Here is a 17679-nt window from a genome sequence, read left to right as displayed (position 1 = left end):
CTATTTCCGCACGACGGACGTCACGGGCATTGTGACGCTGCCGGAGGGTACGGAGATGGTGATGCCGGGCGACAACGTCTCGATGGACGTGGAGCTGATTGCGCCGATTGCCATGGACGAGGGCCTGCGTTTCGCCATTCGCGAAGGCGGGCGCACCGTCGGGGCAGGCGTCGTCGCCTCCATCATCGAGTGAGTCAGGTTTTTTGTGTGTATCGGCCGGCCCGTTGCTGTGGCTTCGGGCCGGCCTCTTTGGACGAGCGCTGAACAATGGATCATCAAAATATCCGTATTCGCCTGAAGGCGTTCGATCACCGGGTCCTGGATCAGTCGACCGGGGAGATCGTGAACACGGCCAAGAGGACGGGGGCGCACGTGCGCGGACCGATTCCTCTGCCGACCCGAATCGAGCGTTTCACGGTGTTGCGCTCGCCGCACATCGACAAGAAGAGTCGCGAGCAGTTCGAAATGCGGACGCACAAGCGGCTGCTCGACATAGTTGACCCGACCCCGCAGACGGTCGATGCGCTGATGAAGCTCGACCTGGCCGCTGGTGTCGACGTCGAGATCAAACTGAAGGGATGATCCGATGCGCACGGGTATTATTGCGCAGAAACTGGGCATGACCCGGATTTTCCGGGAAGACGGAACACATGTTCCCGTGACCGTTCTGCAGATGGAAGACTGTCAGGTTGTGGCAGTTCGCACCAAGGAGAAGGATGGCTACACGGCCCTTCAGCTGGGCGCCGGCAAGGCGAAGCCGAACCGCGTCTCCAAGCCGGAGCGCGAGCGATTCGCCAAGGCCAAGGTGACGCCCAAGAAGAAGCTGGCCGAGTTCCATGTTTCCGAGGATGCGGTTCTCGATGTAGGTGCGGAGCTTTCTCCGAGCCATTTCGTGGCCGGACAGAAGGTCGACGTGGTCGGGACCAGCATCGGTAAGGGGTTTGCCGGTGTGATAAAGCGGCATGGGTTCCACGGCCTGCGGGCGACCCACGGCGTTTCCGCCACCCACCGCAGCCACGGTTCGACCGGGCAGATGCAGGATCCGGGCAAGGTCTTCAAAGGCAAGAAGATGGCGGGCCATATGGGTAACCGCCGGATCACGACGCAGAATCTCGAGGTTGTTGCAACCGACGAGGCACGTGGGCTGGTCATGGTGCGCGGATCGGTTCCGGGTGCCGAAGGCGGTTGGCTGCTGATCTCGGACGCGAACAAGGCGGTCTTGCCGGAAGGCATCCCGTTCCCAGCCGGCCTGAAAGTGGCTGGTCAGGAGAATGGTGGCGCCATGAACGAGGCGAGCCCCGCACCTGACGCATCCTCCGAGGAGGCGTCCGCTCCCGAGGCTTCGGCGGGTGAGGCCGAGGTTCCCACCGAGGGCGAAGCGGCGCCCGAAGGCAGTGAAGAGAAGAAGGAGCAGTGACCATGAAGATGAAGGTCACGACTCTCGACAATAAAGAGAACGGCGAAATCGAGCTGAGCGATTCCGTCTTCGCCGTTCCTGTGCGTCGCGATGTCCTGGCGCGGGTGGTCAATTGGCAGCTGGCGCGCCGTCGTGCGGGAACGCACAAGACGCTGACCCGAGGCGAGGTGTCCGGCCGCAGCCAGAAGGCCTATCGCCAGAAGGGTACTGGGCGTGCCCGTCGCGGCGACATGAAGACCAACATCATGCGTGGCGGCGGTACAGTGCATGGCCCGGCTCCGCGTGACTACGCGCACGATCTGCCGCGCAAGTTCCGCCAGCTGGCCCTTAAGACGGCCCTGTCAGCAAAAGCGGCCGACGGCAAGCTTTCTGTGCTGGACAGCGCCAAGCTGGACAGTCATAAGACGAGGGAACTCGCCAAGCGCTTCGAGGGGCTTGGCTGGGCCAATACTCTCATCATCGATGGTGCGGAAATCGACGAGATGTTTGCGCGCGCTTCGCGCAACATCCCGACCGTCGACGTCCTGCCGCAGCAGGGCGCCAACGTGTACGACATTCTGCGCCGCGACAGACTGGTTCTGACCCGCACAGCGGTGGAAGCGCTGGAGGCGCGACTCAAATGAGCAAAGGACGTGCCCGCACGACAGCCGGGGTGAAGGTGTCCGACGAGCGGATGCTGGAGTTGATCCGCAAGCCCGTGATCACCGAAAAAGCCACCCTGGGCGGCGAACACAATCAAGTCACCTTCCAGGTGCCTCTCGAGGCCAGCAAGCCGGAGATCCGCGCTGCGATCGAGGGCCTGTTCAAGGTGAAGGTGAAGGCAGTGAACACCCTGCGCCAGCAGGGCAAGGCAAAGCGCTTCCGGGGGCGTCCCGGACAGCGTTCCGACTACAAGAAAGCGATGGTCACGCTCGAGGAAGGCCATTCCATCGACGTGACCACGGGGATCTGATCCATGGCGTTGAAGACATACAATCCCGTCACGCCGGGGCGTCGCCAGCTTGTGCAGGTCAATCGTGCCGGCCTCTGGAGGGGTGCGCCTGTCAAGAAGCTGACGGAAGGACTTAGCAAGTCGGGCGGACGCAACAACTACGGCCGGATTACCGCGCGGCGTCTGGGCGGAGGTCACAAGCGGACCTACCGCGTCATCGACTTCAAGCGGCGCAAGTTTGACATCCCGGCTAAAGTTGAGCGCCTGGAGTACGACCCGAACCGGACGGCGTTCATTGCGCTGCTGACTTACGAGGACGGCGAGCAGTCCTACATCATCGCACCGCAGCGCCTGGCCGAGGGTGATCAGGTGATCGCCTCCGAGAAGGCCGACGTGAAACCGGGCAATGCCATGCCTCTGCGCGCGGTTCCGATCGGGACGATCATCCACAACGTCGAGCTTAAGCCCGGCAAGGGTGCACAGCTGGCGCGTTCGGCCGGGACCTATGTCCAGCTCGTCGGTCGCGATGCCGGCTATGCACTTCTGCGCCTGGCCTCGGGCGAGGTGCGCATGGTGCGCTCCGATTGCATGGCCAGCGTCGGTGCAGTGTCCAACCCGGACCAGACCAACACCAATCTTGGCAAGGCGGGACGCAAGCGCTGGATCGGCAAGCGTCCCTCTGTCCGCGGTGTTGCCATGAACCCCATCGATCACCCACATGGTGGCGGTGAAGGGCGGACCTCTGGCGGGCGTCATCCGGTGACCCCCTGGGGCAAGCCGACCAAGGGTCGCAAGACACGGCACAACAAGACCACCGACGGCCTGATCGTGCGCCGCCGGAAGACACGTAAGAAGAAGTAAGGAGCCGATAGAATGGCGCGTTCAGTCTGGAAAGGCCCCTTCGTCGACGGCTACCTGCTCAAGAAAGCCGAGGCAGTACGGAGTTCGGGCCGTAACGAGATCATCAAGACCTGGTCGCGACGCTCGACCATCATGCCGCAGTTCGTCGGCCTGACCTTCGGCGTCCACAACGGTCATAAATTCCTGCCGGTGCTGGTGAACGAGAACATGATCGGTCACAAGTTCGGCGAGTTCGCTCCGTCCCGGACCTTTTACGGTCACGTGGCGGACAAGAAGGCGAAGAGAGGTTAAGGGCAATGGGTAAGCTCAAGAGCGAACGCAGCCTGGCCGAGAACGAGGCGCTGGCCAGTGCCAGCCTGTTGCGGACCAGTCCGCGCAAGTTGAACCTGGTTGCCGGAATGATCCGGGGCAAGCCGGCCGAGCGCGCGCTGTCCGACCTGACCTTCAGCAAGCGTCGTATCGCGCAGGAAGTGAAAAAGGTCCTGCAGGCCGCCATCGCCAATGCGGAAAACAACCATCAGCTGGATGTGGACCGTCTTTATGTGGCCGAGGCATCCGTGGGTAAGGCCTTTATGATGAAACGTTTCCGTCCGCGCGCACGTGGTCGTGCGGGCAAACTCTTGAAGCCCTGGAGCCGCTTGCGCGTTGTTGTGCGTGAGCGCGAGGAGAGCGCCTGAGATGGGTCAGAAAATCAATCCGATCGGCCTGCGGGTCGGCATCAACCGCACCTGGGATTCTCGCTGGTTCGCCGGCAAGGAATACGGCAGCTACCTGCACGAGGATCTCAAGCTGCGCGAGTTTCTTCACAACCGCCTCAGGCAGGCAGGTGTGGCGCGCGTGATCATCGAACGTCCGGCCAAGCGGGCCCGGATCACGATCCATACGGCGCGTCCCGGCGTGGTGATCGGCAAGAAGGGTGCGGATATCGAGAAGCTGCGCCAGGAGTTGCAGAAGATGACCGGCGGCGAGGTCAGCCTGAACATCGTCGAGATCCGCAAGCCGGAGCTTGATGCCAAGCTGGTGGCCGACAACATCGCACAGCAGCTGGAGCGCCGCGTCGCCTTCCGCCGCGCCATGAAGCGGGCCGTACAGAATGCCATGCGCCTTGGCGCCCAGGGTATTCGCATCAACTGCGCCGGCCGGCTGGGCGGCGCCGAGATCGCACGAACCGAATGGTATCGTGAGGGCCGTGTGCCGCTGCACACCCTGCGTGCCGATATCGATTATGGCGAAGGCCATGCAAAGACGACCTATGGCACCTGCGGTGTGAAGGTCTGGATTTTCAAGGGCGAGATCATAGCTCACGATCCGATGGCGCAGGAAAAGCGCCTGAGTGAGAGCCAGAGCACAGCCCCCGCCCGCCAGTAAGCGGTCGGTCTAGAGTTAGGGAACGGGAAAGATGCTGTCTCCAAAGCGGACGAAGTATCGCAAACAGTTCAAGGGGCGCATCCACGGGATGGCCAAGGGCGGAACCGAGCTGAATTTCGGGACCTACGGACTGAAGGCGACCACACCGGGCCGGGTATCGGCCCGCCAGATCGAGGCCGCGCGACGTGCGATTACGCGTCACATGCGGCGTGTCGGTAAGCTGTGGATCCGTGTCTTCCCGGATGTGCCGGTATCCTCGAAGCCTGCCGAGGTTCGCATGGGGTCTGGCAAGGGGTCCCCGGAATGGTGGGCGGCCCGTGTGAAGCCCGGCCGGGTGATGTTCGAGCTCGAGGGAGTCAACAAGGAGATGGCGCGCGAAGCCTTCCGCCTGGCCTCGACGAAGCTGCCGGTGCAAACGCGTTTTGTGACGCGCATCGGTGAGGAGGATTAAAGCGATGAAAGCGGAAGATATTCGGGCCAAGAGCCAGGATGAGCTGAAGGAGCAGCTGCTCAAGCTGCGCAAAGAGGCTTTCAACCTGCGCTTCCAGCAAGCGAGCGGCCAGCTCGAGAATACCGCTCGGGTGCGGCAGGTGCGCCGTGACATCGCCCGTATCAAGACCGTTCTGCGCGACCGTCAGGCCGCGCAGGCCGCTCAGTAGGAGTTTATGACCCATGCCGCGTCGTGTGCTGCAAGGCGTCGTCGTCAGTAACAAAACGGACAAGACGGTGACGGTCCTGGTCGAGAGGCGGGTGATGCACCCGCTGTACAAGAAGTTCATCAAGTCGTCCAAGCGGTATCACGCTCACGACGAGCAGAACCGCTATCAGGAAGGCGACCGCGTTCGCATTGTCGAATGTCGGCCGATGTCGAAATCCAAACGCTGGGCTGTCCTCGATGAGGGCGCCGCGGCAAGCCAGAGCTAGGAGTTGGCGTCATGATTCAGATGCAGAGCAATCTCGATGTGGCCGACAACTCCGGTGCGCGCCGCGTCATGTGCGTCAAGGTGCTGGGCGGCTCCAAGCGCAAGTCCGCGGGCGTCGGCGACGTGATCGTGGTCTCCGTGAAGGAAGCGATTCCCCGCGGTCGCGTCAAGAAGGGCGACGTCGTGCGTGCCGTGATCGTACGGACCGCCAACGACATCCGCCGGCCGGACGGTTCGGTGATCCGCTTCGACAACAATGCCGCCGTTCTGCTGAACCGGCAGAACGAGCCGATCGGAACCCGTATCTTCGGCCCGGTGACGCGTGAGCTTCGTGCCAAGAAGTTCATGAAGATCGTGTCTCTTGCACCAGAGGTGCTGTGATGGCGAACAAGATGAAGATCCGCAAGGGCGACAAGGTTGTGGTCACCACGGGCAAGAGCAAGAAGCATGTGGGCGAAGTCCTGCGTGTCATGCCCAAGGAAAACCGCGTGATCGTCCAGGGTGCCAACATCGTGAAGCACCACGAACGCCAGTCCGCGCAAAGCCAGGGCGGCATCGTGGAGAAAGAGGCACCCATTCATGTTTCCAACGTGGCTTTACTGGATCCGCGCGATGACCGCGCAAGCCGCGTCGGGTGGAAGTTGGTCGAAGGCGGGCGCAAGATACGCTTTGCGCGTCGCTCCGGCGAAACAATCGATAGCTAAGTAAAGGCGAGTGCGATGACAGCCCGCTTGAAAGAGCATTACTCGACAGTCGTCAAGCCGCAGCTCAAGGAAGAGTTCGGCTACAAGAACGACATGGAGATTCCGCGCCTGGACAAGATCGTGATCAACATGGGCGTGGGCGAAGCCGTGGCGGACAGCAAGAAGCTGAAGACCGCCATGGAGGAATTGGCCCGTATTTCCGGTCAGAAGCCGATCAGCACAAAGGCCAAGAGGTCGATTGCCGGGTTCAAGGTCCGTGAAGGCATGGCCATCGGCTGCAAGGTCACGCTCCGCTCGGAGCGGATGTACGAGTTTCTGGATCGGCTGGTGACCATCGCCCTCCCGCGCGTGCGCGATTTCCGCGGGCTGAACGCCAAGAGCTTTGACGGCCGCGGCAACTATGCCATGGGCCTGAAGGAACAGATCGTCTTTCCGGAGATCGATTATGACGCGGTGGATGAGGTTCGTGGGATGGACATCATCATCTGCACCACGGCCAAGACGAATGCTGAAGCACATGCCCTGCTGAAGCACTTCGACATGCCGTTCCGAAACTGAGCGGCGAAGGGATAAGGACTGATGGCAAAGAAAAGTGCTGTTGAACGTAACAAGAACCGTGCTCGTCAGGTGCGCCGGTATGCCGCCAAGCGTGCGGCATTGAAGGCCGTCGTGCATGACAGCAATAGTACACCGGAGGAACGCTTTCAGGCGTCTCTCAAGCTGGCGGAGCTGCCGCGCAACTCGTCGAAGGTGCGCGTGCGCAACCGTTGCGAAGTGAGTGGCCGTCCGCGCGCGTATTACCGCAAGCTGCGTGTGTCGCGTATTGCGCTGCGCGATCTGGCCAGTAACGGACAGATCCCCGGCATGGTGAAGTCGAGCTGGTAGGAGGAACGACGCTATGGCGATGAGCGATCCCTTAGGGGATTTGCTGTCCCGCATTCGTAACGGACAGCAGGCCAACAAACCTGTAATCTCGGCGCCGGCCTCCAAGCTGCGAGCCAATGTGCTTGAGGTTCTCAAGCGCGAGGGTTACATCCGTGATTATCGCAGTTCGGTGGACGATGAAGGATTCAATCGTCTTGAGATCGAGCTTAAGTATTTCGAGGGTGAGCCGGTCATCCGAGAGATATCGCGTATTTCCAGGCCGGGGCGCCGGGTCTATTCCAAGATTCGTGAGCTGCCTCGCTATTACAATGGCTTGGGCATCGCGATCCTCTCGACCCCACGCGGGGTGATGTCGGATCACGAAGCTCGTGCCGCGAATGTGGGCGGCGAGTTGCTTTGCCGCGTGTTCTAAGGAGTCCTGTTTCATGTCGCGTGTAGGCAAGAATGCGGTGAGCGTACCGAGCGGTGTCGATCTGAAGATCGAAGGCCGGACCGTCACTGCGAAGGGCAAACTGGGTGAGCTGTCTTTCGAAACCACCGAAGAAGTCGAGTTGGTTCACGAAGAAGACAAGGTCACGGTGAAGCCCGCCAACGACACCAAGAAGGCGCGCGCGCTTTGGGGCACGACACGTGCCCGGATCCAGAATCTGGTCCAGGGCGTTTCGGAAGGCTTCACCAAGTCGCTTGAGATCACGGGCGTCGGTTACCGCGCCGCGGTCCAGGGAAACAACCTGAACCTGCAGCTCGGCTACAGCCACGATATCAACTACCCGATTCCGGAAGGACTGAAGGTGGTTTGCGAGCGCCCCACGGCCGTGGCCGTCAGCGGTGCGGACAAGCAGTTGGTGGGGCAGTTCGCGTCCGAGATCCGTAAGGCCCGCGGCCCTGAGCCCTATAAGGGTAAGGGCGTGCGTTATGCCGACGAAGTGATCCTGCGCAAGGAAGGCAAGAAGAAGTAATGTTGAACGCGAAGCAAAAGCTGGTAAAGCGCTCGCAGCGTGTGCGAGCAAGCTTGCAGCGCAAGTCGAGCGATCGCCCGCGTCTGTCGGTGTTTCGCTCGAGCAAGCATATCTATGCCCAGGTGATCGACGATAGCCAGGGCAAGACCCTGGCGGCGGCTTCCACCATCGACAAGGATCTGAAGGGCAAGCTCAAGACCGGCTCCGACACCTCCGCTGCAAGCGAGGTAGGAAAGTTGGTGGCCGAGCGCGCAAAGAAGGCCGGGATCGAGACGGTTGTTTTCGATCGCGGTGGATATCTCTATCACGGCCGCGTCAAAGCGTTGGCCGATGCCGCCCGTGAGGGCGGTCTGTCGTTCTAAGTCAGGGAATAGCGTAGCAATGGCACGTTCGCAGAAAGAAGACCGCAGCGCCAAAGGAGAGCGTGAGGATACGGAGATTGTCGACAAGCTGGTCGGCATCAACCGCGTCGCCAAGGTGGTGAAGGGCGGTCGGCGCTTCGGCTTTGCCGCGCTTGTGGTTGTAGGTGACCAGCGCGGTCGCGTCGGCTTCGGCCACGGCAAGGCCCGCGAAGTCCCCGAGGCGATCCGCAAGGCCACGGAGTCGGCCAAGCGGGGCATGAAGCGTATTCCCCTGCGCGAAGGGCGGACCCTGCATCATGACATGAAGGGGCACTTCGGCGCCGGGCACGTCATTCTGCGCGCCGCACCCCCGGGCACGGGGATCATTGCCGGTGGACCCATGCGCGCTGTTTTCGAATGCCTCGGCATCCAGGACATCGTTGCCAAGTCCGTGGGCACACAGAACCCGTACAACATGATCCGTGCGACCTTCGACGGCCTGCAGAGCATCAACAGCCCCCGCATGGTGGCTCAGCGCCGCGGCAAGAAGGTCAGCGAGGTGATCGGCAAGCGCGAAGACCCAGCGGTCTCCGCGCCTGCGCAGGAGTAATTCGTTATGGCAGCCAAGACGACAAGCAAGAAGACTGCAAAGAAGGCCACCGGCCGCGTTGTGGTGCAGCAGACACGCAGCGCCATCGGACGTCCGGAGGATCAGCATGCCACCCTGCGCGGCCTGGGACTGGGCCGGGTTCACCGCAAGCGCGAGCTGGAGGATACTCCGGCCGTGCGCGGGATGATCGGCAAGGTCAGCCATCTGGTGCGTGTGGTCGAGTAAGGAACATCGAGGCGTGGAATGCGTCTCGAGCAGGTTTCCGTGAGAAGACGGCGCCCGCTGCGCCGGGAAGTTAAGGAACGTAGAGATGAAGCTGAACGAACTGAGCGACAATCCGGGTGCACGTCACGCCCGCAAGCGGGTCGGTCGAGGAATTGGCTCGGGTCTGGGCAAGACTTCCGGTAAAGGCCACAAGGGTCAGAAGGCGCGCAGTGGCGTTTCCATCAAGGGCTTCGAGGGTGGCCAGATGCCGCTCTATCGCCGTCTGCCGAAGCGGGGCTTCAAGAACCTCTTCGCACGCGACTATGTGGAAGTGACCCTGGGGCGGCTGCAGGCGGCCGTCGATTCCAAGCGTCTCGATCCCAAGAAGCCGGTGGATGCGGAAGCGATGCGTCAGGCCGGCCTTTTCAAGAAGCCGGGGCGCGATGGCGTGCGCCTGCTGGGTAGCGGCGAATTGACGGCGAAGCTGGACCTGACGGTTGCCGGTGCGACCAAGTCTGCTGCCGAGGCGGTCGAAAAGGCCGGGGGCAAGCTGACGGTGCTGCCGCCGGCCAAGAAGAGCGATCAGCAGGATCAGGAATAAGCCGGACCACCGCGTCTGACAGGATAGAAGGCACTCATGGCTTCAGCTGCCGAGCAACTTGCCGCAAACGTGAATTTCGGGGCCTTTGCAAAGGCGACCGAACTCAAGAAGCGCATCTGGTTCACGCTGGGTGCGCTGATTGTCTATCGTCTGGGCACATACATTCCCGTTCCCGGGATCGACCCGGCCATCCTGTCGGAGATCTTCCAGCAGCAGGCCGGTGGCATCATTGGCGTGTTCGACATGTTCTCCGGCGGTTCGCTGGGGCGCATGACGATCTTTGCGCTCAGCATCATGCCTTATATTTCGGCCTCGATTATCGTGCAGCTGATGACGGCTGTTTCGCCGACCCTTTCTCAGCTGAAGAAGGAAGGCGAGTCCGGCCGCAAGAAGATCAACCAGTACACCCGCTATTTCACGGTGGTGCTGGCAGCCTTCCAGTCCTACGGAATGGCGGTCGGCCTGGAAACCATGAATGTCGGCTCCGGTTCCGCCGTGATCGATCCGGGCATGATTTTCCGGATCAGTACGGTGATCACCCTGACGGGCGGCACGATCTTCCTGATGTGGCTGGGCGAGCAGATCACGCAGCGCGGTGTCGGTAACGGGATCTCGCTGATCATCTTCTCGGGAATCGTGGCGAACCTGCCGGGAGCTATCGCGCAATTGCTGGAACTGGGCCGCACGGGGGCCATGTCCACGGCCTTCATCCTGTTCCTGATCGTGATGGCGGTGGCCGTCATCACCTTCATCGTGTTCATGGAGCGCGCGCAGCGCCGCCTTCTGGTGCAGTATCCCAAGCGCCAGGTGGGCAATCGCATGTTCGGAGGCGAATCCTCTCACCTGCCTCTCAAGCTCAATCCGTCAGGCGTGATTCCCGCCATCTTTGCCTCGTCGCTGCTGCTGATGCCGATGACCGTGGCCGGTTTCTCCGGTGAAGCCGGCGGCGGCGGACCGGCGTGGCTGCAATGGGTGACAGCCAATATATCCCATGGCCAGCCGCTCTATATGGTGCTTTATGCCGGACTGATCATTTTCTTTGCCTTCTTCTACACCTCGATTGTCTTCAATCCCGAGGATACGGCCGATAATCTCAAGAAGAACGGCGGTTTCATTCCGGGCATTCGTCCCGGCAAGAATACGGCGCGCTATATCGATTATGTCACAACCAGGCTGGTTACGGTCGGCTCCATCTACGTGGCCCTGGTCTGCCTGCTGCCCGAGGTTCTCATCTCACAGTATGCCGTGCCGTTCTATTTCGGGGGTACCAGCCTGCTGATCGTGGTTTCGGTCACGATGGATACGGTGGCACAGGTTCACGCGCATCTGCTGGCGCACCAGTACGAGGGGCTTATCAAGAAATCGAAACTTAAGGGCAGGCGGGGATGAACATCATACTTCTCGGGCCGCCGGGGGCCGGCAAGGGAACCCAGGCTCAGGTTCTGACAGAGCGCCACGGGGTCGCGCATCTTTCCACAGGCGACATGCTGCGCAGCGCAGTGGCATCCGGCAGCGAACTGGGGCAGAGGGCGAAGAAGATCATGGATGAGGGGCAGCTGATGCCCGACGAACTCATGATCAAGATGATCTCGGAGCGGATCGACCAGCCGGACTGTGCCAAGGGGTTCATCCTGGACGGCTTTCCGCGCACGGTGCCTCAGGCGGAAGCGCTGGACAGCCTGCTGGAGAGCAAGGGCACGGCACTGGATGCCGTGATCGAGATGAAGGTGGACGAGGCGGAACTGGTCAGTCGGATCGAGAGCCGGATCAATGAATCGGCTCAGGCGCGCTCCGATGACACCGTGGAGACCCTGAAGCGCCGGTTGGAAGTCTATCGGGAGCAAACGGCTCCGATCCTTCCCTATTACCGGAACAAGGGGACTCTGAAGACGGTCGACGGCATGAAGTCGATCGAGGAAGTGACGGATCAGATCGAGGGTATTTTGCAGGTCGCGTAAAAGCGCTTGCCTTGGAAAGGCAAGACTTGACCCGCCGGAGCCCGTTCCTATAATCGCGGCTTCCTGGCGCGGGCGCGACCGGGCGGTTTGGCCTGTTCGATTTGTCCTGTTGTTGGTTTGAACGAGATACAGTTTTTAAGGAGACTGCGGCGTGGCACGTATCGCTGGCGTCAATATTCCTACAGGCAAGCGCGTAGTCGTTGCGCTTACCTATATTCACGGAATCGGCCCTGCCAAGGCCCAAGAGATCTGTGAGCGCGTGTCCGTGCCCGAAAGCCGGCGCGTCAACGAGATGACGGATGACGAGGTCGTCCGCGTACGCGAGACCATCGACCGTGATTACATCGTCGAGGGTGATCTGCGCCGGGAAGTGGCAATGAATATCAAGCGTCTCATGGACCTTGGTTGCTATCGCGGCCTGCGGCACCGCAAGAACCTGCCTGTTCGCGGGCAGCGCACGCATACCAATGCGCGGACCCGCAAGGGACCCGCAAAGCCGATTGCCGGCAAGAAGAAAGCGACGAGATAAGGGCGCACAGAGATCATGGCCAAACAGCAAACTTCCCGACTGCGCCGCCGCGAAAAGAAGAACATCACTTCTGGCATCGCGCACGTAAACGCCTCCTTCAACAACACCGTGATCAACATCACCGATGTTCAGGGCAACGCGATCGCCTGGTCCACGGCCGGCGCTCAGGGCTTCAAGGGCTCCCGCAAGTCGACGCCCTATGCGGCGCAGATCGCGGCCGAGAATGCCGGTCGCAAGGCCCAGGAACACGGCATGCGCACCCTGGAAGTGAACGTGAAGGGGCCCGGCTCCGGACGTGAATCCGCCTTGCGTGCCCTTCAGTCCGTCGGTTTCCAGATCACGGCGATCCGGGATGTGACCCCGATCCCGCACAATGGCTGCCGGCCGCGCAAGCGTCGCCGCGTCTAAGGACATATCCTGCGCCTCCCTCAACGGATGGCCGTCGACGGTGTATCGAGCCGCCGCCGACTGCGAGATAGAGGGAACGCGTTTGAAACACCGCCACCCTTGCGGGTGGTGGTCGTGCTTCAAGAACCCCGCTCGACTCATGAGGCATTTGTATGCTGGAAAAAAATTGGACTGACCTGATCAAGCCGAACAAGCTGGATGTCCAGCCGGGAGCTTCGGCTGAACGCTTCTCCAAGATTGTTGCGGAACCGCTGGAGCGTGGCTTCGGACTGACCTTGGGCAACGCCCTGCGGCGCGTCCTGCTGTCTTCCCTCCAGGGGGCGGCCGTGACCGCGATTCAGATCGATGGCGTCCTTCACGAATTCTCCTCCATTCCCGGCGTGCGGGAAGATGTGACGGACATTGTCCTGAACGTGAAGGCTCTGGCTCTGCGCATGCATGCGGAAGGCCCGAAGCGCATGCGCCTGCGGGCGGAAGGCCCCGGCGAGGTGACTGCTCGCCAGATCGAGGCCGGCGCGGACATCGAGGTCATGAACCCGGATCTGGTCATCTGTACCCTGGACGATGGGGCACGCTTCGACATGGAGCTGACCGTGGAGCAGGGCAAGGGCTATGTGCCCGGTTCCCAGAACCGCCCGGAAGATGCGCCAATCGGCCTGATCCCTGTGGATTCCATCTTCTCCCCGGTGCGCCGCGCGGCCTACAAGGTGGAGAACACGCGTGTCGGTCAGGTCACGGACTATGACAAGCTGACCATGGAAGTGGAAACGAACGGCGCGCTGTCGCCGGAGGATTCCGTGGCCTATGCGGCGCGGATCCTTCAGGATCAGCTGCAGCTCTTCATCAACTTCGATGAGCCGCAGGCCCATGTTGCCAAGGAGGAAGAGGGCGAACCGCCGTTCAACCGCAATCTCCTGCGCAAGGTCGACGAACTCGAACTCTCGGTCCGCTCGGCCAACTGCCTGAAGAACGACAACATCGTCTACATCGGCGACCTGGTCCAGAAGTCCGAGGGCGAGATGCTGCGCACTCCGAACTTCGGGCGGAAGTCTCTCAACGAGATCAAGGAAGTGCTGGCACAGATGGGCCTGCATCTCGGCATGGAGATTCCGAACTGGCCGCCAGAGAACATCGAGGAGCTGTCCAAGCGCCTCGAGGAACCGTACTGAGGAATCAGAGTCTCTTTTCCAGGGCCGTGAGGGCCCAACCCGCTGTACCGGATGAAGGGCATCGGGTCGTGCAATCGATCTCGCAAGGCGAGATCCGGATGATCAGGAGGAACGGCAATGCGTCATGGCATGGCCCAGCGTAAGCTGAACAGGAAAACCCAGCATCGCAAAGCGATGTTCTCGAACATGGCGACGTCGCTCATCAAGCATGAGCAGATCGTCACCACCCTGCCCAAGGCCAAGGAGATGCGCCGCATCGCCGATCGCCTGATCACCCTGGGCAAGCGTGGCAATCTGCATGCCCGTCGCCAGGCGTCCATAACGGTGCGTGACAATACGCAATTGCAGAAGCTGTTCGGAGAGCTGGCCGAGCGCTACAAGAGCCGCAATGGCGGGTATACGCGTGTACTCAAGGCTGGTTTCCGCTACGGCGACATGGCACCGCTGGCCGTGATCGAACTGGTGGACCGCAATCCCGATGCGAAAGGCCAGGATTCCGGACCGAACCAGTTCACGGACGACGACGAGGACAGCGAAGAAAGCTGACGTTCTCCGACACTTTGACAGAAATCCCCGCTGGAAGCTCTTCCCGCGGGGATTTTTTTGCCTGAAGATCTTGAGTATCGAACTTCATGGGAGGCGAAGATGACAAGCACTTCGAGGATAGCGCCCACGCTGGCGCACGCAATCTGGCCGGCGGCGGGAGGTTTGGCGGCCCTGCCGCGAGCCCTTGTGCTCATGCTGGCGGGGACGTTCGTTCTGGCGATTTCCGCAAAGGTTCAGGTGCCGTTCTGGCCCGTACCGGTGACACTGCAGAGCCTGGCAGTGCTGGTGATCGGCATGAGCTTCGGCCTGCGTCTGGGTACCGCGACACTGGCCCTCTATCTGGTTCAGGGAGCTATCGGCCTTCCCGTTTTCGCTTCGGGGGCCGGTCTCGCCTATCTTGCAGGCCCCACCGCTGGTTATCTCTTCGGCTTCGTGGCTGCAGCCGCTTTAGTCGGCTGGCTGGCCGAGCGTGGCTGGGACAGGACCATCTGGCTCAGTATGGCGGCAATGACTCTTGGAACCCTGGTCCTCATGGGCAGCGGCGTTGCCTGGCTTGCTACCCTGATCGGTTTCGAACAGGCCATCGCCAGCGGCTTCACGCCCTTCATCGTGGGCGGCCTGCTGAAGATCGTCTTGGGGGCGCTGATGTTGCCTTCGGTCTGGAAGCTGATCGAACGGCGCTGAGACGCTCGGCATGGAGAAAAGGCGATGCCTCTCGTAGGTATCGCCTTTTCTATCCGGTCATCAGCCGGGAAATTCTTGGCGGCAGGGCAAAGGCACCCTTGTGAATCTCCGGCGTGTAGTAGCCGGTCTGCAGGGCGTGCGTCTCGAAGCGCTCTCTCAGGGTTTCGAGGGTGCAGTTGCGCGGTGCCGTGGAGTCACTGGCCCAGCCGAAGGCCATGGGCCCTCCGCTATAGGTCGGCACTGTCGCCAGGTAGAAGGCCACATCCTCGAACAGGCCGGAGAGAATGTGGTGACCGTTGGTCAGTTCGTCACTCTGCAGGTAGGGCACGCCGTTCTGCGTGATGAGAATGCCGCCGGGTTTCAGGCAGCGCCTGCAGTTACGGTAGAACTCTTCCGAGAAGAGCACGGCGCTCGGGCCGATGGGATCGCTGGAATCCACGATGATGACGTCGAAGCGTCGATCCGTGTTCTCGACGTAGGCATAGCCGTCCCCGACGACGACTTCGGCCTTCGGATCGTCGAAGGCGCCGTCGGAAAGTTCCGGCAAGTGGGTCTTCGAGAGATCGATCACGTGGCTGTCGATTTCCACCATGGTCGCGCTGGCGAGGGGATGCTTCACGGCTTCCCGCAGGGTACCGCCGTCACCGCCGCCGACGATCAGGACGTCGCTGGCCTCGCCGTGGGCAAGCAGGGGGACATGCACCAGCATCTCGTGATAGATGTGGTTGTCCCCCGTGGTGGTCTGGATGATGCCATCCAGGGCCAGAACCTTGCCGAATACCGCATTCTCGAAGATCACCAGTTCCTGGTGCTCCGTTTCCTCGCGGTAGAGTTCGCGCGATATTGTGAAAAACTGGCCGTAGTCCTGGTGAAGGGTCTCTTTATAGACCTGCTTCATCCAAGAACTCCGCGCCGATGTTCGCCCACCTCTATTGAGCCTGGCGTGAAGGAGGTCTCCAGCACGCTGATGGCCCGGCTTGGTTCGGCATCGCCGCACATGAAGATATCGATGGCGGCATAGCCGCATTCCGGCCAAGTGTGGATCGAGATATGGCTTTCCGCCAGTACGGCGACACCGGACACACCTCCATTGGGCGTAAAGTAATGGAGGTCGATGTTGAGCAGGGTCGCGCCGGCAGCTTCAGTGGCCCGACGCAGGCTCTCCTCGACATGTCCGAGTTCGTCCAGGCGGCTGGCATCCCACAGATCGATGATCAGATGGGTTCCCGCAAAGCGTTGGCCATCCTTTTCGATAAAGTGGTCCAGTCGGTTCTCGTCGAACTGGGAACCGATGCGCGAGCCGTCAGCATGGACATCGTTTGCCACGCCGGTATGCGGATTTTCCTGTTCGGTTTCGGGGTCTGGAGTCCGCAGATCCAAGTCCATCACCGATTCGGAAAGGGCAGTCAGTGTCTTCAAATCAAGTCCCCTTCTTAACAGCGGATGAACCCAGCCAGCGCTTACGCTTTCGGGTGAAAGGCGAGGAAATGGGCTATTCTGCCGCCAAGTTCAAGACTTTTCTGCCACCTGCGACAGATGAATCCGATGACGCCTGTGCAGTTCATGAAACAGGCGAATAAAGGGCTTGGCGGCAAAGAGGATGCTGCCGATCAGGAAGAGCCATGTGCCGTCATAAAGCAGGCTCTGATAGAAGAAGAAAACACTCCCGACCACGAAGCATATGCCGCAGCCCATGTCCGCCGTCAGATGAATCCAGAAGTAGAACTGGCGCAGCTTCTCGAGCTCCACATCCAGTTCGCGCTGGAAGCCGTTCAATCGTTCCGTCACGGTTTTCTCCCCCGATCATGATGCCGCGCGGCGGGGGCGTCAGGCCCCTGATGCGCCGATCCCCGCAGCCTGCAGGATGCTCTTGGAGTCCGTCATCTGTACACCCTTGTCCTGCATTTCCCAAAGTGCGGCATCCTTCGATCCGTCAAGGTCGATGGCGGCCGTTGCGTCCGTCACCAGGATGACTTCAAAACCTTCCCGGCGGCCGTCCAGCGCGGAATAGAAGACGCAGAAATCCAGTGCCAGTCCGGTCACAAAAATCCGCGTGATCCCGCGCTCCCGCAGATAGCCACTAAGGCCAGTGGGGGTTTCACCGTCATTCTCGTAGAATGCGGAGTAGGAATCGATCGCCCTGCGGAACCCCTTGCGGACGATGAACTGGCAGGCATCCAGCTGGAAGTCCTTGTGAAAGGCGGCTCCCTGGCTTCCCTGGATGCAGTGGTCGGGCCACAGGACCTGGGTTCCGTAATACATTGAGGTGGTCTCGAAAGGCGCCTTGCCTTCGTGCTGGCTGGCGAACGAGCTATGCCCCGCAGGATGCCAGTCCTGGGTCGCTCCCACATTGTCGAAGGCAGGGAGCAGACGATTGATCACGGGCACGACCCGGTCGCCCTCGGGAACCTCGAGGGCGCCGCCCGGACAGAAGTCGTACTGCAGGTCGACCACCAGTAGCAGGTCGTGCAGTGGATGAGGTGTAAGGTCTGTCATTGGCTCTCCTGACATTCCTTCCGTACGTGACTTGCCGGCTGTCCTTGCGCATGATCCCGGCCAAGACAACAGCCAGCACCACAGA

At 61.1% G+C, this 17679-nt stretch carries 33 protein-coding genes; 29 read left to right on the top strand and 4 right to left on the bottom strand.

Features of this window, described 5'->3' with window-relative positions:
- The 29 genes from ACFOW6_RS14740 to ACFOW6_RS14600 form a co-directional block, all read left to right on the top strand.
- On the top strand, window positions 1-193 hold a 193-nt coding region (locus ACFOW6_RS14740), incomplete at its 5' end, for an EF-Tu C-terminal domain-related protein (RefSeq protein ID WP_449267368.1).
- A 74-nt stretch (window positions 194-267) separates the two neighbouring features.
- Window positions 268-582 carry a 30S ribosomal protein S10 gene (gene rpsJ / locus ACFOW6_RS14735; RefSeq protein WP_382423170.1) on the top strand — a complete coding sequence of 105 codons (315 nt, stop codon included), beginning with the start codon at window positions 268-270 and terminating at the stop codon, window positions 580-582.
- Window positions 583-586: 4 nt separating this feature from the next.
- On the top strand, window positions 587-1417 hold the full coding sequence (rplC, locus tag ACFOW6_RS14730) for a 50S ribosomal protein L3 (protein ID WP_382423168.1): 831 nt from the start codon (window positions 587-589) through the stop codon (window positions 1415-1417).
- A gap of 2 nt (window positions 1418-1419) precedes the next feature.
- On the top strand, window positions 1420-2040 hold the full coding sequence (rplD, locus tag ACFOW6_RS14725; protein WP_382423167.1) for a 50S ribosomal protein L4: 621 nt from the start codon (window positions 1420-1422) through the stop codon (window positions 2038-2040).
- Complete coding sequence (locus ACFOW6_RS14720; RefSeq protein ID WP_382423166.1) at window positions 2037-2369, top strand: 50S ribosomal protein L23; 333 nt, start codon at window positions 2037-2039, stop codon at window positions 2367-2369. Before rplD ends, ACFOW6_RS14720 begins: the two co-directional genes overlap by 4 nt.
- A 3-nt stretch (window positions 2370-2372) precedes the next feature.
- On the top strand, window positions 2373-3209 hold the full coding sequence (gene rplB, locus ACFOW6_RS14715) for a 50S ribosomal protein L2 (protein WP_382423165.1): 837 nt from the start codon (window positions 2373-2375) through the stop codon (window positions 3207-3209).
- 12 nt (window positions 3210-3221) lie between these two features.
- The gene (gene rpsS / locus ACFOW6_RS14710) at window positions 3222-3500 is read left to right on the top strand and encodes a 30S ribosomal protein S19 (protein ID WP_382423164.1); all 279 of its coding nucleotides are present in this window, start codon (window positions 3222-3224) and stop codon (window positions 3498-3500) included.
- Window positions 3501-3505: 5 nt separating this feature from the next.
- A complete protein-coding gene (gene rplV, locus ACFOW6_RS14705; RefSeq protein WP_382423162.1) occupies window positions 3506-3886 on the top strand; it encodes a 50S ribosomal protein L22 in 381 nt (126 codons plus the stop codon).
- A gap of 1 nt (window position 3887) precedes the next feature.
- Complete coding sequence (gene rpsC, locus ACFOW6_RS14700) at window positions 3888-4577, top strand: 30S ribosomal protein S3 (RefSeq protein ID WP_382423161.1); 690 nt, start codon at window positions 3888-3890, stop codon at window positions 4575-4577.
- A 31-nt stretch (window positions 4578-4608) separates the two neighbouring features.
- Window positions 4609-5028, top strand: a complete 420-nt coding sequence (rplP, locus tag ACFOW6_RS14695) for a 50S ribosomal protein L16 (protein ID WP_022728259.1) — start codon at window positions 4609-4611, stop codon at window positions 5026-5028.
- 4 nt (window positions 5029-5032) lie between these two features.
- A complete protein-coding gene (gene rpmC / locus ACFOW6_RS14690) occupies window positions 5033-5236 on the top strand; it encodes a 50S ribosomal protein L29 (RefSeq protein ID WP_382423160.1) in 204 nt (67 codons plus the stop codon).
- 13 nt (window positions 5237-5249) lie between these two features.
- Complete coding sequence (gene rpsQ / locus ACFOW6_RS14685) at window positions 5250-5501, top strand: 30S ribosomal protein S17 (protein WP_382423159.1); 252 nt, start codon at window positions 5250-5252, stop codon at window positions 5499-5501.
- Window positions 5502-5512: 11 nt separating this feature from the next.
- Window positions 5513-5881 (top strand): 50S ribosomal protein L14, encoded by a 369-nt coding sequence (rplN, locus tag ACFOW6_RS14680; protein WP_382423158.1) that lies wholly within the window; start codon window positions 5513-5515, stop codon window positions 5879-5881.
- Window positions 5881-6204: a 50S ribosomal protein L24 gene (rplX, locus tag ACFOW6_RS14675; RefSeq protein WP_382423157.1), complete on the top strand. Its 324-nt coding sequence runs from the start codon at window positions 5881-5883 to the stop codon at window positions 6202-6204. Before rplN ends, rplX begins: the two co-directional genes overlap by 1 nt.
- 15 nt (window positions 6205-6219) lie before the next feature.
- A complete protein-coding gene (gene rplE, locus ACFOW6_RS14670; protein WP_382423156.1) occupies window positions 6220-6762 on the top strand; it encodes a 50S ribosomal protein L5 in 543 nt (180 codons plus the stop codon).
- A 21-nt stretch (window positions 6763-6783) separates the two neighbouring features.
- Window positions 6784-7089: a 30S ribosomal protein S14 gene (rpsN, locus tag ACFOW6_RS14665; protein ID WP_382423155.1), complete on the top strand. Its 306-nt coding sequence runs from the start codon at window positions 6784-6786 to the stop codon at window positions 7087-7089.
- A 13-nt stretch (window positions 7090-7102) separates the two neighbouring features.
- On the top strand, window positions 7103-7501 hold the full coding sequence (gene rpsH, locus ACFOW6_RS14660; protein ID WP_382423154.1) for a 30S ribosomal protein S8: 399 nt from the start codon (window positions 7103-7105) through the stop codon (window positions 7499-7501).
- A 13-nt stretch (window positions 7502-7514) separates the two neighbouring features.
- Complete coding sequence (gene rplF / locus ACFOW6_RS14655; RefSeq protein WP_382423153.1) at window positions 7515-8048, top strand: 50S ribosomal protein L6; 534 nt, start codon at window positions 7515-7517, stop codon at window positions 8046-8048.
- The gene (gene rplR, locus ACFOW6_RS14650; RefSeq protein ID WP_382423152.1) at window positions 8048-8410 is read left to right on the top strand and encodes a 50S ribosomal protein L18; all 363 of its coding nucleotides are present in this window, start codon (window positions 8048-8050) and stop codon (window positions 8408-8410) included. The genes rplF and rplR overlap by 1 nt, the downstream gene beginning before the upstream one ends.
- Before the next feature lie 19 nt (window positions 8411-8429).
- Window positions 8430-8999, top strand: a complete 570-nt coding sequence (gene rpsE / locus ACFOW6_RS14645; RefSeq protein WP_382423151.1) for a 30S ribosomal protein S5 — start codon at window positions 8430-8432, stop codon at window positions 8997-8999.
- A 6-nt stretch (window positions 9000-9005) separates the two neighbouring features.
- Window positions 9006-9224 (top strand): 50S ribosomal protein L30, encoded by a 219-nt coding sequence (rpmD, locus tag ACFOW6_RS14640; RefSeq protein ID WP_382423150.1) that lies wholly within the window; start codon window positions 9006-9008, stop codon window positions 9222-9224.
- A gap of 85 nt (window positions 9225-9309) precedes the next feature.
- The gene (rplO, locus tag ACFOW6_RS14635) at window positions 9310-9804 is read left to right on the top strand and encodes a 50S ribosomal protein L15 (protein WP_382423149.1); all 495 of its coding nucleotides are present in this window, start codon (window positions 9310-9312) and stop codon (window positions 9802-9804) included.
- A 36-nt stretch (window positions 9805-9840) separates the two neighbouring features.
- Window positions 9841-11193: a preprotein translocase subunit SecY gene (gene secY / locus ACFOW6_RS14630; RefSeq protein WP_382423148.1), complete on the top strand. Its 1353-nt coding sequence runs from the start codon at window positions 9841-9843 to the stop codon at window positions 11191-11193.
- Window positions 11190-11762 (top strand): adenylate kinase, encoded by a 573-nt coding sequence (locus ACFOW6_RS14625; protein WP_382423147.1) that lies wholly within the window; start codon window positions 11190-11192, stop codon window positions 11760-11762. The genes secY and ACFOW6_RS14625 overlap by 4 nt, the downstream gene beginning before the upstream one ends.
- A 151-nt stretch (window positions 11763-11913) precedes the next feature.
- Complete coding sequence (gene rpsM, locus ACFOW6_RS14620; RefSeq protein WP_382423146.1) at window positions 11914-12291, top strand: 30S ribosomal protein S13; 378 nt, start codon at window positions 11914-11916, stop codon at window positions 12289-12291.
- Window positions 12292-12306: 15 nt separating this feature from the next.
- Window positions 12307-12699, top strand: coding sequence for a 30S ribosomal protein S11 (gene rpsK, locus ACFOW6_RS14615; protein WP_382423144.1), 393 nt, complete (start codon window positions 12307-12309; stop codon window positions 12697-12699).
- Window positions 12700-12851: 152 nt separating this feature from the next.
- Window positions 12852-13868 (top strand): DNA-directed RNA polymerase subunit alpha, encoded by a 1017-nt coding sequence (locus ACFOW6_RS14610; RefSeq protein ID WP_382423143.1) that lies wholly within the window; start codon window positions 12852-12854, stop codon window positions 13866-13868.
- A 117-nt stretch (window positions 13869-13985) separates the two neighbouring features.
- On the top strand, window positions 13986-14414 hold the full coding sequence (gene rplQ / locus ACFOW6_RS14605; RefSeq protein ID WP_382423142.1) for a 50S ribosomal protein L17: 429 nt from the start codon (window positions 13986-13988) through the stop codon (window positions 14412-14414).
- Between the two features lie 99 nt (window positions 14415-14513).
- On the top strand, window positions 14514-15098 hold the full coding sequence (locus ACFOW6_RS14600; RefSeq protein WP_382423141.1) for a biotin transporter BioY: 585 nt from the start codon (window positions 14514-14516) through the stop codon (window positions 15096-15098).
- A gap of 49 nt (window positions 15099-15147) precedes the next feature.
- Here the strand turns inward: ACFOW6_RS14600 and speE are convergent, their stop codons facing one another.
- The 4 genes from speE to pncA all read right to left on the bottom strand — a co-directional run bounded on the left by speE (window position 15148) and on the right by pncA (window position 17594).
- A complete protein-coding gene (speE, locus tag ACFOW6_RS14595) occupies window positions 15148-15996 on the bottom strand; it encodes a polyamine aminopropyltransferase (RefSeq protein WP_382423140.1) in 849 nt (282 codons plus the stop codon).
- Entirely contained in the window at window positions 15993-16517 is a 525-nt protein-coding gene (speD, locus tag ACFOW6_RS14590; RefSeq protein WP_382423139.1) for an adenosylmethionine decarboxylase, read from the bottom strand. Before speD ends, speE begins: the two co-directional genes overlap by 4 nt.
- Window positions 16518-16607: 90 nt before the next feature.
- Window positions 16608-16886 carry a YrhK family protein gene (locus ACFOW6_RS14585; RefSeq protein ID WP_382423138.1) on the bottom strand — a complete coding sequence of 93 codons (279 nt, stop codon included), beginning with the start codon at window positions 16884-16886 and terminating at the stop codon, window positions 16608-16610.
- A gap of 39 nt (window positions 16887-16925) precedes the next feature.
- Window positions 16926-17594, bottom strand: coding sequence for a bifunctional nicotinamidase/pyrazinamidase (gene pncA / locus ACFOW6_RS14580; protein ID WP_382423137.1), 669 nt, complete (start codon window positions 17592-17594; stop codon window positions 16926-16928).
- Window positions 17595-17679 lie beyond the last annotated feature (85 nt).

It is taken from the genome of Fodinicurvata halophila, assembly GCF_042651425.1.
In the GTDB taxonomy this organism is placed as follows: Bacteria; Pseudomonadota; Alphaproteobacteria; order Kiloniellales; family DSM-21159; genus Fodinicurvata; species Fodinicurvata halophila.
The sequence above is the reverse complement of the archived record's forward strand: the minus strand, read 5'-3'. Positions and strand labels throughout refer to the sequence as shown.